We start from the raw sequence: 17,482 nt of genomic DNA on the forward strand, positions 1-17,482 counted from the left end.
AGGGGGCGAAACAAATCCCCCTCACCCCCGCAGGTCAGCGACGGGTACCCGCCGGAACTCGATCCCCTCGTACGTCCCCGTCGAACCCGTCTCGTAGAGGATCCCGACCCGGCTGGTCCCGAGCTGCACAAGGTCGGAGTACGCGGCCGGCCGCTGCGACAGCGTGATCGCCTTGACGAAGGTCGAACCCCCGTTCGTGCTGCGCCAGACCGTCATCGCCCGCCGAGCCGTGGGCACGGACGGCCCCGAGAAGAGCAGCGCATCCCCGGCCCCCCGGAGCTGAAGAACACTGCCCTGGACGACAGGAACGTCGTTCAGCGTGGGCTGGACGGCATACGGCCGGTCCAGGGTCTCGCCACCGTCGCCGGAGTAGGAGTCCAGCCGATTGCCGGCACTCGTGCCGTTCTGGTCCCGCGAGCTGAAGTACAGCCGCCCGTCAGGGAGTTCGGCCGCGATGCTCTCGTTCGCGTTGCCGACCCCGTCGTAGGAGTCGTCGACGGACCCGACCCGCCAGCTCACCCCGCCGTCGTCGCTGTAGATGGCGTGGGCGCCGTAGTACTTGGGCTCCTGCCCGGTGTCACCGGAGCCGGCCGGCGGCGCGGCGGAGTGGTTGGCGGCGACCACAAGACGCCCGGCATGCGGCCCGTACCGAAGGGCGACCGCGTGCCCTGGCCCGGTGGCGTACCACCGCCAGTCCGGCAGCTTCACCTCCGCCGTGATGTCACGGGGAGCGGAGAAGCTGAGACCGTCGTCCAGGCTCGTCTGGACGAAGACGCGCCTGCTCTGCGCCGCCGTGACCTCGCCGCGCATGATCTGCCGCTCGGTCACCGCCCCGCTGTTGTAGGACGTGACAAGGACGATCCGGCCGGTGCGCGGGTCGACGACCGGCGCCGGGTTGCCCCGGGTGTCACCGTCCCCGGAAGCGACGACCCGCAGCTCACCCCACGTACAGCCGTTGTCGTAGGAGGGTCTGACGACGACATCGATGTCGCCGGTGTCGCCCGCGCCGCTGTGCCTCCCCTCGGCGAAGGCGAGCAGCGTGCGGGCCGGGGTCGTGATCGTGGCCGGGATGCGGTAGGTGTCGTAGCCGCCCTGGCCCGCGGTGTACGGCACGGAGGAGGTGCAGTCGGGCGAGGACAGCGGGACGGCGGACGCGCTGCCGAGGCCGGCGACGGCCGTGAGGAGTGCGGTGGCTGCCGCGAACGCGGCCGTGCGGCTCATGACGGTCATGACGCTCCCTGGACTGCGGCGGACGGCGGTCGTAGAAGGACAGACATGGGACGTGGGATGTCCAGCAGAAACTAATCTGCCCGCTGGGACAGAGCGATACGCACGCCACCACGGCGTGTTGACGTGCCGTCAGCTCACAGCGCGCCCGGAGAGACCAGCCCCGACTCGTACGCCACGATCACCAGCTGGGCCCGGTCACGGGCGCGCAGCTTGCCCATGATGCGGCTGACATGGGTCTTCGCGGTGAGCGGGCTCAGCCCCAGTGTCCCGGCTATCTCCGTGTTGTTGAGGCCGCGCGCGACCAGCGTCAGTACCTCGCGCTCACGTGCGGAGAGCCCCTCGGGTCCGCCCGTCGCGGGGGCCGAGGGGCTGCGCAGGAAACGGGCGATGAGCCGGGCGGTCGGGCCCGGCGAGAGCAGGGACTCACCGGCGGCCACCGTGCGGATCGCGTCGAGCAGTTCGGCGGGCCTGGTGTCCTTCACCAGGAAGCCGGAGGCGCCCGCGCGCAGCGCCTCCGCGATGTGCTCGTCGGTGTCGTACGTGGTCAGGACCAGGACTCTCACCCCGGCCAGGTCCGCGTCGGCGGCGATCAGCCGGGTGGCCTCGATACCGTCGAGGTCAGGCATGCGGATGTCCATGACGATCAGGTCCGCCCGCGCGCTGCGGGCCAGCTCCACCGCCTCCCGGCCCGTGGCCGCCTGCCCGACGACCGCCATGTCCCGCGCCGACTCGACGAGCATCGCGAACGCCGCCCGCACCAGGGTCTGGTCATCGGCGAGGACGACCCGGATGGTCATCGGGGCTCACCGGACCCGAGCTCGGCGACATGAACGGGGTCCGCTTCGAGTACGGGGTCCGCTTCGAGTACAGGTTCTGCTTCACGTACGGGTTCTGACTCACGTACGGGTTCTGACTCACGTACGGGTTCTGGCTCACGTACCGCTTCTGGCCCACGTACGGCCCCAGCTCCTCGTACGCCATCCCCCTCACCCACAACGTCAGCCCCAGCTCCAGCCATCTGCACGGGCACCGCGCCCCCCACCGGCAACACCGCCACCACCTCGAACCCGCCCTCCCCTCGGACCCCCGCCTCCACCGTCCCGCCCACGCTGCGAGCCCGTTCGCGCATCCCCACCAGCCCGAACCCGGGTGTGTTGCCCGCGCCGCCCACACCCACCCCGTCGTCCGTGACCGCGACCCGCAGCGCGCCGCCCTCGGCAAGCAGGTCCACGCGCACCGTCACGCCGGGGCCCCCGTGCCGTACCGCGTTGGTGAGTGCCTCCTGGACGATCCGGTAGGCGGCGGCGCCGACCGCGGAGGGGACGCCGGCGGTGTCGACCGTGACCTCGACCTCGGCGCCGGAGAGCCGGGCGGCCGCCGCGAGGTCGGGCACGCCGTCGAGCCCGGGCAGCGGGCCCCGTCTGTCTCCTCCGTAGGGGGACTCGCGGAGCACCTCCAGTGTGGTGCGCAGTTCGCCGCGGGCGCTGCGGCAGGTGCCGGAGATGTCGTCGAGGGCCTTGGCGACCGCCTCCCGGTCCAGCCGGTCGGGGTCGGCGGCCAGGACGTGTGCGGCGACGGACGTCTGCACGCCGATCAGGGTGATGCTGTGGGCGAGCAGATCGTGCAGGTCACGGGCGATGCGCAGGCGTTCCTCGGCGACGCGGCGGCGGGCCTCCTCCTCGCGGGTGCGCTCGGCGCGCTCGGCGCGTTCCAGGATCGTGTCGACGTACTGGCGGTGCACGCGGACGTATCCGCCGAAGAGCAGGGTGGCGACGATCCAGCCGGAGATCCGCAGGACCTCCCCGACCTGGTGCGGCGGGACGGCGGCGTTCACGAGCACCGTGCCGCCGACGACGCCGAGACCGGTCAGCAGTGTGCGGCGGGCCGTGCCCGTCACAGCGATCGTGTAGAGCACGACCATCGTGATCTGGGTCGCCGCGGTGTGGTTGTAGTCGAGCGCGTGGTACGGCGCGATGAAGACGAGCACGGCGAACAGCACGAGCATGGGGCGGCGGCGGCGCCAGACGAGTGGCACGTGGCCGCACATGAGCAGCGTCCAGCCGAGCGCGTCCGGGTCGCGGGCGTCGTCGACGGTGAGCGCCAGGGCGGCCCCGAAGGCCGCGAGGCCCGCGGTGAGGAAGGCGTCCTGACGCAGGGTGTTCCGGGGGGTCCGCCCGACAGCGGCGTTCAGCCGCTGCGCGAGCCCAGGCCGGGTGCCGGTCCTGCTTGCCGTGTTTGCCTGCACGGGGTTCATCCTCCGTCAGGAGAGCGCCCCTCCGACAGGGAGGAGCGCTCTCGTGCTGGTCAGCCGACGACGACCGGTTCCTTCTGGCGCGGCTCGGGCGGCTGCCCCTGCGCCGGTTCCCGCGACAACTGGCCCGGCCACCACACCTTTCGGCCCAGCGCGACACTCGCGCTCGTCACCAGATACGTGCGGACCAGGAAGGTGTCGAGCAGCACCCCCACCGCGATCACGAACCCCAGCTCGACCAACTGCACGAGTCCCATGTTCGTCAGCACCGCGAAGGTCGCCGCGAGGACGAGCCCTGCGGAGGCGATGACACCTCCGGTCGTCCGCAGCGCGGTAAGCGCGGCGGCGGCGGGTTCGGCGCCGGACAACGACTCCTCGCGCATCCGGTGCATGAGGAAGATGCCGTAGTCCACGCCGAGGGCGACGAGGAACACGAACGACAGCAGGCCGAGCCCTGGATCCGTCCCCTCGAAGCCGAGGACCGGTCCGAAGAACAGGCCGCCGATTCCGAGCGCCGCGCCCCACACCGCGATCACGGCGGCGACGAGCAGCAGCGGGGCGACCAGGCTGCGCAGCAGCACGATCAGGATGAGGAGGACGGACACGACGACGATCGGTACGACGATGAGCTGGTCCCGGGCGTTGGTGTCCTTGAGGTCGAGCTGTTCGGCGCTGGGTCCGCCGATGTAGGACCCCACGAGGTCGTCCCGCAGGGACTTGATGGTGGCTGTCTCCGCCGCCGACTGGGGCGCCCCCTTCGCGGTGACGGAGATCTCCGTCCAGCCGTTTCCGGTACGTCCCTCTTCGGCGGCGACGACGCCCTGGTGGTCGCGGGCCGCGGCGAGGGTGGCGTCGGCCCGGTCGGCGGGGGTGATCACGGTGATGGGCTGGGTGCCCTGTTCGGGGTAGGCGGCGGCGAGTGTCTCCATCGCGGCGACGGCGTCGGGCTTGTCGACGAAGGAGTCCTGCTGCTTGAGCGCGCCGGGCAGGTTCAGGGTGCCGAGGGCCAGCGCGCCGAGGAGTACGGCCCCGCCCGCGAGGACGGCGTACGGCCTGCGTCCTGCCGAACTCCCCATCGCGGTGAAGAGACTGCGCCGTTCCTTGGGCCTGCTTCCGAAGGCGGGTACGAGCGGCCAGAAGACCCGGCGCCCGAGCAGGACGAGGACCGCCGGCAGCAGGGTCAGCATGGCGACGAGCGCGCACAGCACGCCGAGTGCGCCCAACGGGCCCATCCCCCGGCTGCTGTTGAGGTCGGCGGCGAGCAGGCACAGCAGTCCCACCGCGACGGTGCCGGAGGAGGCGAGCACGGCGGGCCCGCAGCCGCGCAGGGCGACCACCATGGCGTCGTACGGCCGCTCCACGCGCCGTAGTTCCTCCCGGTAGCGGGAGATGAGCAGCAGCGCGTAGTCGGTCCCGGCGCCGAACACCAGGATGGTCATCACGCCCGAGCTCTGTCCGGAGATGGTGGTGCCGAACGCCTGGTGGAGTCCGTAGGCGACGCCCATCGACAGATAGTCCGCGATGCCCGCGACGGCGAGCGGGACGAGCCACAGCAGCGGGCTGCGGTAGATGACGATCAGCAGGAGGGCGACGACGGCGACGGTGGTGTAAAGGAGCGGTCCGCCAAGGGAGTTGTAGACCTCACTGGCGTCGGTGGCCAGGGCTCCCGGCCCGCCCACGTCGACGCTCAGGCCGTCCTCTCCCCGGGCGACGTCACGCACGTCGTTGACGAACGTGTCCCGCAGTTCCTCGTCGATCCCGGGCTCGGTACTGGCCACCGGGTACATCAGGGTGGTCCCGTCCTCGGACGGCACGCCCCGCGGCGTTCCGGTCAGCCGGTTGGCGGCCGCGATCTCGTCGACCTGCTGCGCCGCCGTCGTACGGTCGGCGGGGGTCAGCCCGCCGTCGCGGTGGTAGACGAGCACCAGTTCGGTGGTCTCACCGCCGGGCAACTGCTCCTGGATCTTGGCGACTTGGGTGGAGTCCGCGCTCGCCGGGAGATAGTCCGTGGCCCGGTCGTGCTGTACGTCGGCCAGCTTGGCCGCGAACGGCGCGACGAAGGCGAGCAGGGCCACCCAGAGCCCGAGCAGCGCCCAGGGCACGGCCCTTCTCCGGGTACGCGTGGTGGTGTTTCCGGGCCCCATGGCGGGGTCCCCCCTCCTGGACGGTTCGTCTGGACACACACCAGACTTCCGGCGCGGAGAGGTCAATTCGTCGCGCGGGAGGGCGAGTTCGGGGGTACTGCGGAGGGTGGCGAAGGCGGGGCGTTACTCCCTGGGGAGTACGGGGAGCGTCAGGAGGGCGTCCGCGCCGCCGCCAGCAGTCGCGTCACGTCGTCCGTGCAGATCGTCAGTGCCGCGCCCACCGTCGACAGGACATCACGCTCGGCGGGCGTGTAGGGGCCGTCGGCCAGCGCGATGCGCGCTCCCTGGAGGAGGATCGCCTCGCGGCCCGTGGGGGCGAGGTGCGGGGACAGCGGGTCCAGGGCCTCGTGGAGCTCTATGGCCAGGCTCGCGCCGCACGGCTCCCCGAAGACGCGCCCGGTGTCCGCGGCGAGCGCCTCGACGAGGGCGCCGAGCTGGTCCTCCGTGCAGTCGTCGAAGCCGGCCGAGCGGACGGCCGAGGCGGCGGTCTCCAGCGACGTACGGGCGCAGGTGGCTTCCGCGGCGAGCACGGCGAGCGCGACCGTGTGGACGGCGTCGCGGAGCATCGCGGAGAAGCGGGTGGTGGTGGGGTGGTCCAGGACGTCGGCGCCGTAGTGGCGGCGGCAGGCGGCGCATTCGACGACGGGCCCGGTCTCGCCGCGCGGGAGAACGGGAACGCCGAGGCAGGTGATCCGGCGCCGGCCGGTGAGCCGCTGGTAGTTGCGGTCACCTCCGCAGCCCGGGCAGAAGAACTCGCCGTCGCCGACGGTCGTCCACGCGGTACGGGTGCCCAGGATCCGGGAAACCGGAACTGCACGACCGTTTCGTCCCCATCCTGGCAGCACGTCGCACACCTCCGTAACGCCGCGGCAACATCGCCGCGCTGGCGTGATGTTAGCCACATTGTTGATGTCGAGTCAGTACCCAGGACGAGACCCACCCGTGACCTCCACACGGAATGGCCGGTAAACGACCCGGCCCCGCCCGCCTCGAAAGGCGGACGGGGCCGGGAAATGCCAGGTGAAAGAGGTCAGCGGCCCGCGCGGTTGACGGCGGAGACCACGGCCTTCAGCGAGGCACGTGTCGTATTCGAGTCGATCCCGATTCCCCACAGAACCTTGTCGCCGATAGCGCATTCGATGTACGAGGCGGCCTGCGCCGAGGCGCCCTCGCTCATCGTGTGCTCCTGGTAGTCGAGCAGGCGCGCGTCGACGCCGATGGACTGCAGCGCGTGGAAGAACGCGGAGATCGGACCGTTGCCGCTGCCGACCAGGACGGTCTCGACGCCGTCCACCTCGGCCTCGACGGTGAGCGTGTCGATGCCGTCGCGGTCGGTTGTGCTCTGGCCGTTGCGGACCTGGATGCGGCCCCACGGGTTTCCTGCGTCCGGCAGGTACTCGTCCTGGAAGATCGCCCAGATGTCCTTCGGCGTGACCTCGCCGCCCTCGGCGTCCGTCTTCGCCTGGATAATCTTCGAGAACTCGATCTGCATGCGGCGCGGCAGGTCCAGCTTGTGGTCGTTCTTCAGGACGTACGCGATACCGCCCTTGCCCGACTGCGAGTTGACCCGGATGACCGCCTCGTAGGAGCGGCCGACGTCCTTCGGGTCGATCGGCAGGTAGGGGACCGCCCACTCGATGTCGTCGACGGTGACGCCCTTGGCGGCCGCGTCGGCCTCCATGGCGTCGAAGCCCTTCTTGATGGCGTCCTGGTGGGAGCCGGAGAAGGAGGTGTAGACGAGGTCGCCGACGTACGGGTGACGGGGGTGGACCTCCATCTGGTTGCAGTACTCGGCGGTGCGGCGGACCTCGTCGATGTTCGAGAAGTCGATCTGCGGGTCGACGCCCTGCGAGAACAGGTTCATGCCCAGGGTGACCAGGTCGACGTTGCCGGTGCGCTCGCCCTGCCCGAACAGGCAGCCCTCGATGCGGTCGGCGCCGGCCATCAGCGCCAGCTCGGCCGCCGCCACCGCCGTACCGCGGTCGTTGTGCGGGTGGACGGAGACGCACACGTACTCGCGGCGGGAGAGGTTCCGCGACATCCACTCGAAGCGGTCCGCGTGCGTGGACGGCGTCGAACGCTCCACCGTGGCGGGCAGGTTGAGGATGATCTCGCGGTCCGGGCCCGGCTGCCAGACGTCCATGACGGCCTCGCAGACCTCCAGGGCGAAGTCCAGCTCGGTGTCGGTGAAGATCTCGGGGCTGTACTGGTAACCGAAGGTCGTCCGCTCGTCCAGCAGCTTCTCGGCGTACTCCACAACCAGCCGGGTGCCGTCGACGGCGATCTGCTTGATCTGGTCCTTGGAGCCGCGGAAGACGACCCGGCGGAAGACGGGGGCGGTGGCGTTGTAGAGGTGGACGTTGGCGCGCTTGGCGCCGACCAGGGACTCCACGGTCCGCTCGATCAGGTCCTCGCGGGCCTGGGTCAGTACGGAGATCGTGACGTCGTCCGGGATCGCGCCCTCTTCCTCGATGATCGAGCGCACGAAGTCGAAGTCGGTCTGACCGGAGGCCGGGAAGCCGACCTCGATCTCCTTGTAGCCCATCTTCACCAGCAGGTCGAACATCTCGCGCTTGCGGGCGGGTGACATGGGGTCGATCAGGGCCTGGTTGCCGTCACGCAGGTCGGTGGAGAGCCAGCGGGGGGCGACGGTGATCCGGTTGTCCGGCCACGTACGGTCGGGGATGTCGACCTGGTCGTACGGGCGGTACTTGTGGACCGGCATGGAGGTGGGCTGCTGGCGGTTCTGACTGTTCGCCATGATGCGGGGGCTCCTCGAAGGTGTCCGGAAGGACGGCCGACGGCGCAACGCCAGACTCCGCGGGGAGGGGGTCGGCCTCGACTTACAGGCCCTCGCCGCGGCAGCTAAGGAGGAGCAGCCCGAAACGCATGATGCTCCGCATGCTAGCCGAGCCGCACCGGATGCGGGGGCCCGTATCAGTATGCGGGACCGCTTACACATACAGGGCAAAAGGTGCGCCATACCACTTCAGGGCCGGTCCGGGAGGCCCTTATCGTCGCATTTCACCAATCATGGTTGCCGGTAGTGACAGAGGCATGACTCAGTGCAAATGTGCCCGGCATGACCGCCAACCCATCAGGCTTCGAGCCTGTCTTCTGCACCATCGTGCCGCCCCATGTCCTCGACAGGCTGGCCAGGGCCGAGGACCCCGCGCTCGCCGGGCCCGCCCGCCGCACCCTGGAGCGCGACGCTCTCGAACGCACCCACCGCCGGCTGACCACGGTCATCGGGGCCCCCGCAGTGGCCCCGGCCAGGGAAGCCGCCGACGACAAGCCGCACCGCACGATCTACGACGCCCGCCACCGCACGGACCTGCCCGGCAGGAAGGTCCGCGGCGAGGGCGACAAGCCCGGCAAGGACGCCACCGTCAACCGTGCGTACGCCGGTCTCGGCGCGACCTTCGAGCTGTATGTGAACGCCTACCGGCGCAACTCGATCAACGGCGAGGGCCTGCCGCTCGACGCGACCGTGCACTACGACGAGAACTACAACAACGCCTTCTGGAACGGCGAGCAGATGGTGTTCGGCGACGGTGACGGCGAGATCTTCCTCGACTTCACCATCCCGGTCGACGTCATCGGCCACGAGCTGACCCACGGCGTCACCCAGTACACCGCGAACCTCACCTACTTCGGCCAGCCCGGCGCCCTCAACGAGTCCCTGTCCGACGTCTTCGGCTCGCTCATCAAGCAGTACACCCTCGGCCAGACCGCCGCCGAGGCCGACTGGCTGATCGGCGCGGGCCTGCTCGCCCCGCGCGTCACCGGCACCGCGCTGCGCTCCATGAAGGAGCCGGGCACGGCGTACGACGACGACGTCCTCGGCAAGGACCCGCAGCCCGCGACGATGGACGACTTCGTGAATACCGGCCGCGACAACGGCGGCGTCCACATCAACTCCGGCATCCCCAACCACGCCTTCTACCTGGCCGCCACCGCCCTCGGCGGTCACGCCTGGGAGCGGGCGGGCCAGATCTGGTACGACGTCCTCACCGGCGGCGAACTGGGCCAGCAGGCCCTGTTCTCCGACTTCGCCAGGCTCACCATCGCCGCGGCCCGCGCCCGCTTCAACGACGGCGAGGAACTCCAGGCCGTCCTGAAGGCCTGGGAACAGGTCGGCGTACCCACCACCTAGCCGCCCGCCCCTACTCGCACTAGACAGGACCCATGCGTATTCAGGTACGGCGCACGGGCGGATTCGCGGGCATCGAGCGCCACGGCGAGGTGAACACCTCGGGACGCCCCGATGCCCACGAGTGGCACACCCTGGCCGAGCAGGCACTCGCCACCGGCCGGGGCGCGCCTCCCACCGGCGTGCCCGACGGCTTCAGCTACCAGATCACGGTGGACGGAAAAACGGTGTACGCCGCCGACCCGAGACTGACGGATGAGCAACGGAGCCTGATTTCAAGGGTGTTGAAGGAGGGTGCGTAAAAGGCGAGGTGTCAGCCCGAGGGAGCATCAGGGGCGCTCGCGTCATGACGAGGGCCCAGGCGAGGGCTTTCAGGGGCGCGGGGAACTGCGCGACCAGCCCAAGACGGCCCGCAGTCGCCCGACAACCGCACCACCCTCCCCATAAGGCGCCCCGCAGAAGTCGTAACTCCCAGTTCACACCGCCCCGTTGACTTCCGTTACTGCGAGTAAGGATGATCGCGCGCATGGCGACGACCCTCCCGCAGTTCCCGCCCACCTTCCTCTGGGGCGTATCCACCTCGGCCCACCAGATCGAGGGGGCCACCGACGAACGCGCCCCCTCGATATGGGACACCTTCACCGCGGAACCAGGCCACGTGAAGGACGGCTCCACCGCCGAGGTGGCCTGCGACCACTACCACCGCTACCGCGAGGACGTCACGCTGCTGCGCAACCTCGGCGTGGACGCGTACCGCTTCTCCATCTCCTGGCCCCGGGTGAACTCCCCCGGCGGTCTGGACTTCTACGACCGTCTGGTCGACGAACTCTGCGCGGCGGGCGTACGTCCGGTGCCGACCCTCTTCCACTGGGACCTGCCCGTCGACCTCGACTGGCTGGACCGCTCGACAGCGGAGCGCTTCGCCGAGTACGCGGCCGTCGTCGCCGCCCGTCTCAGCGACCGTGTCACCAAGTGGATCACCCTCAACGAACCCGCAGAACACACCCTGCTGGGCCACGCGCTGGGCGCACACGCACCCGGCAAGAAGCTGCTCTTCGACGCTCTCCCGGTGGCCCACCACCAACTCCTTGGCCACGGCCTGGCCGTACGGGCCCTGCGCGCGGCCGGAGTCACCGACATCGGTATCGCCAACTCGCACGGGCCGACCTGGACGGCGTCGGACAGCGAGGAGGACGTGCAGGCCGCCGACTTCTACGACCTGCTCCTCAACCGCCTGTTCGCGGACCCGCTCCTGCTCGGCCATTACCCGGAGGGCATCGCCGACCTGCTCCCCGGTGACGTCGAGTCCGATCTGAAGATCATCGCGGAGCCGCTGGACTGGTACGGCATCAACTACTACCAGCCGACCAAGGTGGGCGCCCCCGAGGGCGCGGAGATCGAGTTCAGCGGACTGACCCTGCCCGCCGAACTCCCCTTCTCCGTACGTGAACTGGAGGGCTACCCCGTCACGGACTTCGGCTGGCCGGTGGTTCCCGAGGCGCTCACCGAGCTGCTGACCGGCTTCCACGAGCGGTACGGCGACCGGCTGCCGCCCGTGGTCATCACGGAGAACGGCTGTAGTTACGAGGGCATCGACGACCAGGAGCGGATCGCGTTCCTGGACGGTCATGTGCGGGCGCTGCACAAGGCGTTGGAGGCCGGCGTCGACGTACGCGGCTACTTCGTGTGGTCGCTCCTGGACAACTTCGAGTGGGCGGAGGGGTACACGCGCCGCTTCGGCCTCGTCCACGTCGACTACGCAACGCTGGAGCGGACACCCAAGGCGTCGTACGCCTGGCTGCGCGACGCACTGCGGGCCCAGAAATAGCGGCACCCGCGGCTGTTTCCGGTGGCCGCACGAGCGATGTGGGCGGCGCGGGATCCGGGGAGCGGAGCAGGCCTAGAGCTCCCCTGTGTCCGCCGCCGTCCACACCGACGGGTACACCGGCCGGAAACCCAGCTCGCGGCGGATGCGGGCGGTGGAGACGATCCCATGCCACGGGTCCTCGTCCGTCCGGTCGTGCAGGTCCTCGGGGACAGCGAGGCCGTTGAGCTGGTGCAGCTCGACCGTGGTCACCGGCGCGTCGTCCGCGATGTTGTACACCCGGCCGTCGACGCCCGGGGCGTACAGCAGACGCAGCAGCCCCTGGGCCACATCCACGTGGTGGACCATCTGCAGGCGCTGGGTCGCGGCCCACTCCCCCGCCCACCGCATCGCCTGGGTGAGGTGCGGGTCACCCTCGCCGTACACGAAGGAGAGCCGCCCCACCCGTACGCCGAGGTCCGCCATGGCCAGCAGCCCGCGCTCCGCCTCGGCCTTGGACTCCGCGTACGCGCCCCACAGGTGGCCGCCCGGCACGGAGGGGTCGGACTCGGTGTGCGGGCGGCCCCGCCCCGCGCCGTACACGACGTTCGTGCTGACCTGCACGAACCGGCGTACGCCGGAAGCGACCGCCGCGCGCCCCAGTTCCAGCGCCGCGTCCCGGTTGACCGCCCGCGCCTCCTCGTCCGGTACTCCGCGGAAGGAGGCCGCGATGTTCACCACCGCGTCGGCTCCGGCAAGCGCCTTCCCCAGCGTCTCGGAGTCCCGCAGGTCGCCGACCGCGATCTGCGCGCCCAGGTCGGCGAACCGGGACGCCTTCGACTCGTCGCGGACCAGGACCCGTACCTGCTCGCCGGGCTGCGCCTGCGCCAGCAGCCGCGGGACGAAACGGCGCCCGACCTCACCCGTCGTACCCGTCACCAGTGTCAGCATCATGTGCTCCTCTCTCGTACCGCTCTCGTACCGCCAGCCTGGGGCGGGGCGGCGCGCGGCGGGAGAGACCTCCGGATCAGGGGATCATCAGTCCCTGGATAAGACGGGCGCCCTGGGTCACGCTGGAGGGGTGAACCGAGCCGAACTCGCCGACTTCCTGCGCCGCGGCCGCGCCCGTCTGGAGCCCTCCCACGTGGGGCTCACGGCGGGCCCCCGGCGCCGTACGCCGGGGCTGCGGCGGGAGGAGGTGGCTGCGCTCGCGGGGATGTCGGTGGACTACTACACACGGCTCGAACAGTCGCGGGGGCCGCGACCGTCACGGCAGATGCTGGGGGCGCTCGCGCGGGCGCTGCGGCTCAGCGACGACGAGCGGGACCATCTCTTCCACCTGGTGGGCGAGGAGCCGCCGCGCTCCGAGAGCGCGTCCGCGCATGTCAGGCCCGGGCTGCTGCTGATCCTCGACCGGCTGCACGACGCGCCCGCGATGGTCGCGACGGACTACGGCGACGTGCTCGCCCAGAACGCGATGGCCGCGGCTCTCGTCGGCGAGGCGGACGGCGACCGCAACATGGTCCGTCGCTTCTTCACCGACCCGAGGGCCCGCGCCCTGTTCCCGGCCGAGGACCATCCGGAGCTGGCCCGTGCCCATGTCGCCAACCTGCGTGCCGTCACCGCGGCGCGGCCCGAGGACCCGCGTCCGGCTCGACTGGTGGCCGAACTCCGTGCGTCCAGTGGGGAGTTCGCGGAGTTGTGGGACGCGCACGAGGTCGCCGTGCGCCGCGCCTCCACCAAACGCTTCCGCCATCCGGCGGTCGGCCTGCTCGAACTCGACTGCGAGATCCTGCTCAGCCCCGGCCACGACCAGTTCCTGATCGTCCACACAGCCCGCCCGGGCACGGAGTCCCACGAGCGACTCCAACTGCTGCGCGTGGTGGGCTTGCAGGACATGTCGCCGAGCGTCGGGCAGGCGTGAGTTTTTTCGCCCCCTCCGCCCCTGCCCATCCCCGTCCCTTGGGGGCTCCGCCCCCAAACCCCCGCTCCTCAAACGCCGGAGGGGCTGAATCCCCTCAGCCCGTCCGGCGTTTGAGGACGAGCGCGTTCAGCGCGAAGCGGGGGTCCGGGGGCGGCAGCCCCCGGATACGGGACGGGTAGGGGCTGAGGGGGCGAGAAACTCCCCTCAGAACCCCAGCTTCCGCAGCTGCCGCGGATCCCGCTGCCAGTCCTTGGCGACCTTCACATGGAGGTCGAGGAAGACCGGCGTACCCAGCAGCGCCTCGATCTGCTTGCGGGACTTGATGCCGACTTCCTTCAGCCGCTTGCCCTTGGGGCCGATGATGATGCCCTTCTGGCTGGGCCGCTCGATGTAGACGAAGGCGTGGATGTCGAGGAGCGGCTTGTCGGCCGGCCGGTCCTCGCGGGGCAGCATCTCCTCCACGACGACGGCGATGGAGTGCGGCAACTCGTCCCGCACACCTTCGAGCGCGGCCTCCCGGATCAGCTCCGCGACCATGACCTGCTCGGGCTCGTCGGTGAGGTCACCCTCGGGGTACAGCGCGGGCCCCTCCGGGAGGAGCGGCACGATCAGGTCGGCCAGCAGCCCCACCTGCTCGTCCCCGACCGCCGACACCGGCACGATCTCCGCCCACTCGAACCCGAGCTCCGTACCGAGCTGGTCGATGGCGATGAGCTGCTCGGCGAGCGTCTTGCCGTCCACCAGGTCGGTCTTCGTGACGATCGCGATCTTCGGCGTCTTCTTGATGGACGCCAGTTCCTTCGCGATGAACCGGTCACCGGGGCCGAGCTTCTCGTTCGCCGGCAGGCAGAAGCCGATGACGTCGACCTCGGCCCAGGTCGTCCGCACGATGTCGTTCAGCCGCTCACCGAGCAGCGTGCGCGGCTTGTGGAGCCCGGGGGTGTCCACCAGGATCAGCTGCGCGTCGGCCCGGTGCACGATGCCCCGCACCGTGTGCCGCGTCGTCTGCGGCTGGTTCGCGGTGATCGCCACCTTCTGGCCGACCAGAGCATTCGTGAGCGTGGACTTGCCCGCGTTGGGGCGGCCCACGAAGCAGGCGAAGCCGGCGCGGTGGATGGCCTCGGACGGCTCGGATGACTCGGTACGAACACTCATGGCGCCCATTGTCCCTGATCATCGGAGCCCCGCCGTACGACAGGCGAAAGCGGCGGCGGTCAGGGCCACCGCCGCGCAGCCCCGGAAAGCCCCACGTGCACCACGAGCAGACCCGCCCGGACCTTACGGCGCGTGCCCGGGACGGCCTACGATCACGAGGTCCCGGGCCACGGCGCCCGGTGTCGCCATCCCTCCTCCCTCTCCTCACCCCTCCCCGCCCCACCGCCCAGAAGGTCAAGGCCAGGCATGAAGCTCATCACCGCGATCGTCAAGCCGTACCGCCTCGACGAGGTCAAGACCGCTCTCCAGGAACTCGGCGTGCACGGTCTGACCGTGACGGAGGCCAGCGGATACGGACGCCAGCGCGGCCACACCGAGGTGTACCGCGGCGCCGAGTACCAGGTCGACCTCGTCCCCAAGGTCCGTATCGAGGTCGTCGTCGACGACGCCGACTCCGAGGCGGTCCTCGACGCGGTCGTGCAGGCCGCGCGGACCGGGAAGATCGGCGACGGCAAGGTGTGGGTGGTGCCGGTCGAGACGGTCGTGCGGGTCCGGACGGACGAGCGCGGCCCCGACGCGCTCTGAGAGCGCCGACCGCGACCGCTGACCGCGACCGCTCCGGAACCCCGACCGGCCCCGAAGGCCGGTGCCGCCGCGCGCGGGCGACACCGGCCTTCGGGTACTGCGTGTACCGCGTGTGCTGCGCGTACCGCGTGTGCTGCGAGCGTCCGGTGGCTACTCGAACACGAACGGGCTCGGGGACTGCGCCGCGCTCGCGGTGCAGGTGATGGGGATCCCGAGGACCGACAACTGCAGGGAGCCTCCGAAGGCCTCCAGGCTGTCCCCGGGGGCGACAGTGCCGGTCAGGGGGCCGACCGTGACCCCGCCGCCCGCCGGGATGGCGGGGTTCTCCGTGCCACTGAAGACGGTGGTGCCGCCACTGGCCTTCACCAGGGTCAGCGTGGCAGCGACCGAGTCCTCACCCAGACCTATCGGGGTCGTGATCTCGGTGGAGGAGACGGTGATGGTCGCGGCCGTGCCGGTCTGCGTGGCCGTCAGAGTGGCGGCACCGCTGCCGATAAGGCTGCAGGTCGCGTTGATGGTGGCCGTCTGTGGGGTGACGGCCGCGGCGGTCGGCGCGAAGGCCAGACCGGTCGCGGCGAGTGTGCCCGCGGCTATCGCCGCGGCACTTCCGAGTCGCATGCGTCGCATCGGATTCCCTTCCCTTGTACGGGAATTGCCATGTGGGGATGGAGGACGGTGCTGTCCTGCGCCGGGCACACGGATGCGTCACCGGTACGCCGGTGAGGGTGCGGAGTGGTGTGTGCGCGGACGGTTCCGCGAGCGGCGCCAGAACTGACGGTCCGTCGGAACTGACGGTTCCATTGAGGCGCCGGCGGCTGGGGATTGCAAGGGAGTCCCCCTGGATTCCTCCAGGGGTCAGCAAAAGTGGCCCGAAGTTACCCCGGGTAAGGCCGATTTTCAGCCTGTCCAACGCCGAATAACAGAGCAGACGAGCCTTTCCAGGCCGAAAAGTGGGGGTCTGGGGCAACAGCCCCCAGAAACGGGACGGGCGGGGGCGGAGGGGGTGAAAGAGCTCAGCCCGCGGCAACCCTTACCCGCACAAGCCCGTCAGGCCCGGCCACCAGCACCGGCGTCCCGGCCCCGCCGAGATCCCGTACAGCCGCCAGATCCTCCGCGGCCGCCGACTCCGCCTCGGTCACCACCGCCGCCGCCTCCAAGGACTTCGCCCCGGACGCCACAGCCATGGCCACAGCCGTCCGCAGCGCGCTCAGCCGCAACGAGGGCAGCTCCACGCTCCCGGCGACATACGTACGCCCCGTCTCGTCCCGCACCGCCGCCCCCTCGGGCACACCGTTGCGGGCCCGGGCCGAGCGGGCCAGGGTGACGATCTTGCGGTCCTCGGGATCGAGGTCGGAGTTCTCGGTCATGGGCGGAGCCTATCGAGCCCCCGGCCACCGCTTTCGTACACCTAGCCCGCCACCGGATACATCGATCCCCGGCGCCCCTCCGGCGAGGCCAGCCACTCCAGCTTCGCCGCGGTGTTCTGCTCCGGCAGCGGTGCGTGCAGGACGACGGTGAGGTCGGGCCGCGCGGGCACCTTCATCGCGGTGGACTCGACGGCGAGCAGCCCGACCACCGGATGGTCGAGCTCCTTGCGGATCTGCCCCGCGTCCTGGATGTCCCGCCGCTCCCACAAGTCGGTGAACTCGGTGCCGGCCGCCCGCAGCCGGGCCAGCAGTTCCTGGAACCCCTCGTCGTCGGGGGCGGCGGCACAGGAGGCACGGAACTGGGCGACCACTGTGTGGGCGTTCGTCTCCCAGGTGCGCGAACGCCCCCGGTAGAGCGGGTCGGTGAAGAAGTCGATGATGCAGTTCTGGGTGTTCTCGGGGCGCATGCCGAGGACCAGGGTGGCGGCGTCGTTGTACATCACGCAGTTGTAGTAGCGGTCCATGATGTGCGCCGGATACGGCATCCACGTGTCGATCAGCCGCCGCAGCCCGACGCCCATGTCCTGCCCCTCGGAGGCAACTTCGGGCACGGGCGGGTTCAGCCCGGCGAGCACATACAGATGGCGTCGCTCGGCGTCGCTCAGCCGCAGCACACGGGACACCGCGTCGAGGACCTGCGGCGAGACGGAGATGTCCCGCCCCTGCTCCAGCCACTGGTACCAGGACGCGCCGACACCCGCGAGCACGGCGACCTCCTCGCGGCGCAGACCGGGCGTACGGCGCCTGGCGCCGCCGTCCGGCAGCCCCGCCTCGGCCGGGGTGACCCGCGCACGGCGGCTCATCAGGAA

General features: G+C 70.6%; 16 protein-coding genes. 5 read left to right on the forward strand and 11 right to left on the reverse strand.

The genetic code is table 11. From position 1 onward, the window contains the following. Positions 1-21 precede the first annotated feature (21 nt). The 6 genes from ACFVKT_RS17140 to leuA all read right to left on the reverse strand — a co-directional run bounded on the left by ACFVKT_RS17140 (position 22) and on the right by leuA (position 8,386). The gene (locus tag ACFVKT_RS17140) at positions 22-1,230 is read right to left on the reverse strand and encodes an exo-alpha-sialidase (protein ID WP_385732190.1); all 1,209 of its coding nucleotides are present in this window, start codon (positions 1,228-1,230) and stop codon (positions 22-24) included. A gap of 134 nt (positions 1,231-1,364) precedes the next feature. Then, positions 1,365-2,027 (reverse strand): response regulator, encoded by a 663-nt coding sequence (locus tag ACFVKT_RS17145; RefSeq protein ID WP_385732192.1) that lies wholly within the window; start codon positions 2,025-2,027, stop codon positions 1,365-1,367. Further along, positions 2,024-3,475, reverse strand: a complete 1,452-nt coding sequence (locus ACFVKT_RS17150; protein ID WP_385732194.1) for a sensor histidine kinase — start codon at positions 3,473-3,475, stop codon at positions 2,024-2,026. The genes ACFVKT_RS17145 and ACFVKT_RS17150 overlap by 4 nt, the downstream gene beginning before the upstream one ends. A gap of 59 nt (positions 3,476-3,534) precedes the next feature. Further along, positions 3,535-5,625 (reverse strand): MMPL family transporter, encoded by a 2,091-nt coding sequence (locus tag ACFVKT_RS17155; RefSeq protein ID WP_385732196.1) that lies wholly within the window; start codon positions 5,623-5,625, stop codon positions 3,535-3,537. Positions 5,626-5,774: 149 nt separating this feature from the next. Next, the gene (locus ACFVKT_RS17160) at positions 5,775-6,470 is read right to left on the reverse strand and encodes a TerB family tellurite resistance protein (RefSeq protein WP_385732198.1); all 696 of its coding nucleotides are present in this window, start codon (positions 6,468-6,470) and stop codon (positions 5,775-5,777) included. A 185-nt stretch (positions 6,471-6,655) separates the two neighbouring features. Further along, on the reverse strand, positions 6,656-8,386 hold the full coding sequence (leuA, locus tag ACFVKT_RS17165; RefSeq protein WP_385732199.1) for a 2-isopropylmalate synthase: 1,731 nt from the start codon (positions 8,384-8,386) through the stop codon (positions 6,656-6,658). A gap of 321 nt (positions 8,387-8,707) precedes the next feature. Between leuA and ACFVKT_RS17170 the strand changes: the two genes are divergently transcribed. The 3 genes from ACFVKT_RS17170 to ACFVKT_RS17180 all read left to right on the forward strand — a co-directional run bounded on the left by ACFVKT_RS17170 (position 8,708) and on the right by ACFVKT_RS17180 (position 11,606). Next, positions 8,708-9,781 (forward strand): M4 family metallopeptidase, encoded by a 1,074-nt coding sequence (locus tag ACFVKT_RS17170; RefSeq protein WP_385732201.1) that lies wholly within the window; start codon positions 8,708-8,710, stop codon positions 9,779-9,781. A gap of 32 nt (positions 9,782-9,813) precedes the next feature. Further along, on the forward strand, positions 9,814-10,080 hold the full coding sequence (locus ACFVKT_RS17175) for a protealysin inhibitor emfourin (RefSeq protein WP_385732203.1): 267 nt from the start codon (positions 9,814-9,816) through the stop codon (positions 10,078-10,080). Between the two features lie 212 nt (positions 10,081-10,292). Continuing rightward, complete coding sequence (locus tag ACFVKT_RS17180; protein WP_385732205.1) at positions 10,293-11,606, forward strand: GH1 family beta-glucosidase; 1,314 nt, start codon at positions 10,293-10,295, stop codon at positions 11,604-11,606. Positions 11,607-11,678: 72 nt separating this feature from the next. On the opposite strand, the gene ACFVKT_RS17185 is transcribed toward ACFVKT_RS17180, so the two are convergent. Then, positions 11,679-12,533 (reverse strand): NAD-dependent epimerase/dehydratase family protein, encoded by an 855-nt coding sequence (locus tag ACFVKT_RS17185; RefSeq protein ID WP_385733147.1) that lies wholly within the window; start codon positions 12,531-12,533, stop codon positions 11,679-11,681. 130 nt (positions 12,534-12,663) lie between these two features. Here ACFVKT_RS17185 and ACFVKT_RS17190 point away from each other — a divergent pair, with 130 nt between their 5' ends. Continuing rightward, complete coding sequence (locus tag ACFVKT_RS17190) at positions 12,664-13,506, forward strand: helix-turn-helix transcriptional regulator (protein WP_385732207.1); 843 nt, start codon at positions 12,664-12,666, stop codon at positions 13,504-13,506. Positions 13,507-13,710: 204 nt separating this feature from the next. Here the strand turns inward: ACFVKT_RS17190 and era are convergent, their stop codons facing one another. Further along, positions 13,711-14,670, reverse strand: a complete 960-nt coding sequence (gene era, locus ACFVKT_RS17195) for a GTPase Era (protein ID WP_385732209.1) — start codon at positions 14,668-14,670, stop codon at positions 13,711-13,713. 237 nt (positions 14,671-14,907) lie between these two features. On the opposite strand from era, the gene ACFVKT_RS17200 reads away from it, so the two are divergent. Then, a complete protein-coding gene (locus ACFVKT_RS17200) occupies positions 14,908-15,246 on the forward strand; it encodes a P-II family nitrogen regulator (protein ID WP_385732211.1) in 339 nt (112 codons plus the stop codon). Between the two features lie 150 nt (positions 15,247-15,396). Here the strand turns inward: ACFVKT_RS17200 and ACFVKT_RS17205 are convergent, their stop codons facing one another. The 3 genes from ACFVKT_RS17205 to ACFVKT_RS17215 all read right to left on the reverse strand — a co-directional run bounded on the left by ACFVKT_RS17205 (position 15,397) and on the right by ACFVKT_RS17215 (position 17,476). Next, positions 15,397-15,873, reverse strand: coding sequence for a hypothetical protein (locus tag ACFVKT_RS17205; RefSeq protein WP_385732213.1), 477 nt, complete (start codon positions 15,871-15,873; stop codon positions 15,397-15,399). 386 nt (positions 15,874-16,259) lie between these two features. Continuing rightward, positions 16,260-16,613, reverse strand: coding sequence for a cytidine deaminase (locus tag ACFVKT_RS17210; RefSeq protein WP_385732215.1), 354 nt, complete (start codon positions 16,611-16,613; stop codon positions 16,260-16,262). A gap of 41 nt (positions 16,614-16,654) precedes the next feature. Further along, the gene (locus tag ACFVKT_RS17215; RefSeq protein ID WP_385733148.1) at positions 16,655-17,476 is read right to left on the reverse strand and encodes a helix-turn-helix transcriptional regulator; all 822 of its coding nucleotides are present in this window, start codon (positions 17,474-17,476) and stop codon (positions 16,655-16,657) included. Positions 17,477-17,482 lie beyond the last annotated feature (6 nt).

Source organism: Streptomyces sp. NPDC127595 (genome assembly GCF_042671685.1).
GTDB lineage: Bacteria > Actinomycetota > Actinomycetes > Streptomycetales > Streptomycetaceae > Streptomyces.